This is a genomic window from Phycisphaerae bacterium, assembly GCA_012729815.1.
In the GTDB taxonomy this organism is placed as follows: domain Bacteria; phylum Planctomycetota; class Phycisphaerae; order JAAYCJ01; family JAAYCJ01; genus JAAYCJ01.
Map to the genome: position 1 here is coordinate 1 of JAAYCJ010000200.1, position 3297 is coordinate 3297.

Below are 3297 nucleotides of genomic sequence, written 5' to 3' on the forward strand. Positions count from 1 at the left end.
AGGCGGTTGATCGGGCCGATCGCTTGGCCCCGAGTTGTTCGTTCATGAAGCTGCTGTGGACCAATCCGAGCGAGCTGGCTGAGGCGATCTGGAACTTCGAGCCGTACAGCCGTCAGGCCGAACCGATCGAGGCCCTCCTGAAGGTCTTCAAAAGCCACCGGCCGCGGGTGCGGTCGAACCGCGACGATTACGACAGCTATGTGCTGACGTTGGAGATTCAGGCCCACGGCATCCGTCGCACCGCCGATGTCATCGCCGCCCTCTCAGCGTCGGCGCGGCGGGCCGAGACGATCCTGCAGCGGATCGCCGACTCCGATCGCAGGCTGCTCGATCGGGTCTACGACGATTGGGCGGCAGCGCGTCATCCGGACGATCCGCGCAAGACGGCTGAGGACGCCAAGCTGGAGATCGATCAGATGATCGCCCCGACGATGACCGAGGCGGCGAAGTTCTCGAAGCGTCTGCCCGCCCTCTGGCCGAAGCTCAAGGACGACCTCAAGACCCGCGCATAGGCAACGCGCTCAGCGGAACCAGCAATAGGCTCGTTGCGAATCAGTCAACCAGCACGATGCCGAAGAAGTGGTAGTAGTTGCCGGTCAGTTCCTGGTGGCTGGCCCAGCCGACGTGCCAGTCGGCGTAGAGGACGTTGGCCCCGTCCATGTGGCGGTTGCCCGGCTGGGCGGTCGGCCACCACGTGCCGTGGATCAGGCCGTCGAACGAACCGTCGCCGTTGGAGTCGCAGATGACGCCCGCCGACGAAGGATACACGATCTGCGATAGCCGCGTCTTGCGCACGGCGTCATGGTTGCCCAGAGACGCGTAGTTGTATCCGTAAGAGAGATTATGGAAGGCCCAGCCGGTGATCGTCGGGTCGGCTGAGGGACAGAGGAACTCTCCCGGTCCGCCGGCGGTTTGCGAGGCCGTCGGGCCCGGCAGGTCGTTGTTGGCCAGCATCGCCACCTCCGGCGAGTCTGACGCATAGCCGATGCCCGTCGCCACCGCGCCCGACCACATCGGGTCCCACCAGCCGTAGGGGAAATATCCCGGCCCCAACGTGTAGTAGCCGGCCGTCGGCGGCGGACCGTCCTCGATCATCCGCTCAAAACCCACGCCCAACTGCTTCTGGTTCGCCATGCACAACGCCCGCCGCGCCTGGTCCCGCGCCGCGCCCAGCGCCGGCAGCAGGAGCGAGACCAGCACGGCGATAATCGCCACCACCACGAGCAGCTCGATCAATGTGAATCCGGTTGGCCTATTGCGCATCATCGGTCACCTCGTTTTCACTGTCCGTGAGCAAGTAAATCGGATCGCCGTTTTCGGGCAATTCGATCGGTTCGTTCGGCCGAACGGTCATCGGCGACTCGTCGCCCAACACGTTGATCCTGGTCATTATCGTTTCCGACTCGACCGGCAGCGTCAGCTTGCGCTGTCTGGCCTCTTCGGTCGCCCACGCCGCGTAGATCGTTTGGCCGTTCTTTTCGAACGCATACAGCCTCACCCGCTCGGGATGGTCGTGGATTCGTTGCGTCGGCGTGCTGCCGGCCAACACGGCGGCCGCGGTGGCGAACGCGCCGACCACCGGCCGGAAGCGGTGCTCGCCCGGCTGGACGTCGCGAGCCGGACGAAAGATGACGTAGCTCGTGCTGCCGGTGAACGCGAAGATGCAGTCGGCCACGGTGCGGGTGATCAGGCGGTATGCGTTCATGACAATCAGATGCCGCGCCGTCCAGCGAGCGTGCTGGTCGGCGGTAACGTATTGCGTGTCCCAACCGAACTCGGTCCAGAACAGCGGCTGATCCGCTGCGCCGTGTTCGTCCATCTCGCGCCGAGCCCGCAAGATATCCGGAACCAGCGTCGGCTCCGGCGGGCGTTTGTGCTGATAGTTCTCGTCCTTGAACGCCTCGCAGTACGGATGGGCCGACATCGCGTCCTGGAATTCGAGCATGGAGTCCGGTTCGCTGAGCCATCTGACGAACCAGCCCGCGGGCGCGCCGGCGAACCTCGCTCCGATCAGTTTGGCCCGCGGATTGCCCTCGCGCAGGCCAAGGCACTGATGTCGCTGCACCGCTTTGGCCTTGGCGATCCGCGCGTCGCCGTCCTGGCCCCACGGATACTCCATGCCGCCGCCGTTCGGCTCGTTCCAGCTTTCGAACCACGTCACCTGCCCTTGCGTCGCCGCGGCCACCGCGCGGTTGTACGCCGCCCAATGAGCATAGAACGCATCGTCCGGCGGCGCGGTCGCGCCCTTGCCGCCGTTGGCCCAGCCGGGCGCGGTGTCGATGCCGACGATCGGCTCGATGCCGAACTCGCGATATCGTCCGAACGTCTCGGCCGTCGGCACGATGATCGGCGCGTCCGGCGACGCCTGATGCCACGCCCACTGCCACGCCGTCGCGTCCCACTTAACGCCCATTCGCTTGGCCAGATCAAAGTCGCCGCCCATGCCGTGGCTGCCGAAGATGCTCTGCTGCGGCGTGACGTTGGGGTCTTGCCCGCGAAGGATCACCAGTTCCTGCCGGTCGAGCGGCTGATCCGACTTTTCATCGCGGACGGTCAGGCCGTGGAAGCCGGCGTCCGCGTCGCTGACGTCGATCGCGGCCCAGCCGTCGGTGATCGGCGATTCGCCATCGCGCACCGCGCCGTCGCAGCGGGTCAGTTGCCATCGGCACACCCGCGGCTGCGGATCGCCGGTCGCACTGACGCGAAACACGATCGGCTCGCCCTTCGACCACAGCGGCTCGTCGCGGTCGAACCGGATGGTCAGCCCGTAGTTGTTCTCCAGCTCCGCCTCGACGCCCACTTCCAGCACGTCCACCGCCATATAGCCGTGCGTGCCGCGCGTCATGTCCGGCCGCGTGACCGCGACGAAGAGCCGTTCGACGCCCGCTTGGATCGGCAGATCGAGCACCTGCGGTTCGTCCACCACCGCCTTGTCCGCCGCCGCCCGCGCGAAGTCCTCGGCGTTGTATCCGTCGAACCCCTGCCAGTAGCCGCCGCCGCCCGAAAGCGTCAACTCCGAGCCGGCCGCCAGAAACGCATCGGGAACCCGGTCGCCGGATCGCAGCCGCACCTTGGCCCAGACCTTTCCGCCGGCAAAGCGATTGCCCGCCGGCGGCTCGAACTTCCAGATCGCTGAGGCGTGCTCGAAGCACCGGCCTTCGCCCAGTTCGAGGCGGCCGCGATCGGCGCGGGCGCAGGTGCGGGTGTTGTCCGCCCACTGGCCGACGATCGCGTAGACGTCACGCGGCCATTCGTCGCCGAAGTTCGTTTGCCAGCGCGGCTGGTCCAATTCGATCA

The 3297-nt window shown here is 66.5% G+C and carries 3 protein-coding genes; 1 reads left to right on the forward strand and 2 read right to left on the reverse strand.

Annotated features, from left to right (window positions below; all coding sequences use genetic code 11):
* The first annotated feature begins 44 nt into the window (after window positions 1-44).
* A complete protein-coding gene (locus tag GXY33_13530) occupies window positions 45-512 on the forward strand; it encodes a hypothetical protein (protein NLX06154.1) in 468 nt (155 codons plus the stop codon).
* Window positions 513-552: 40 nt separating this feature from the next.
* Here GXY33_13530 and GXY33_13535 read toward each other — a convergent pair whose 3' ends face one another.
* Window positions 553-1266: a prepilin-type N-terminal cleavage/methylation domain-containing protein gene (locus GXY33_13535; protein NLX06155.1), complete on the reverse strand. Its 714-nt coding sequence runs from the start codon at window positions 1264-1266 to the stop codon at window positions 553-555.
* On the reverse strand, window positions 1253-3297 hold a 2045-nt coding region (locus GXY33_13540; protein NLX06156.1), incomplete at its 5' end, for a hypothetical protein. The genes GXY33_13540 and GXY33_13535, both read right to left, overlap by 14 nt.

Coding starts and splice junctions, on each gene's coding strand:
- GXY33_13530 (NLX06154.1), top strand. CDS start 45: ATGAAGCTGCTGTGGACCAATCCGAGCGAGCTGGCTGAGGCGATCTGG.
- GXY33_13535 (NLX06155.1), bottom strand. CDS start 1,266: ATGATGCGCAATAGGCCAACCGGATTCACATTGATCGAGCTGCTCGTG.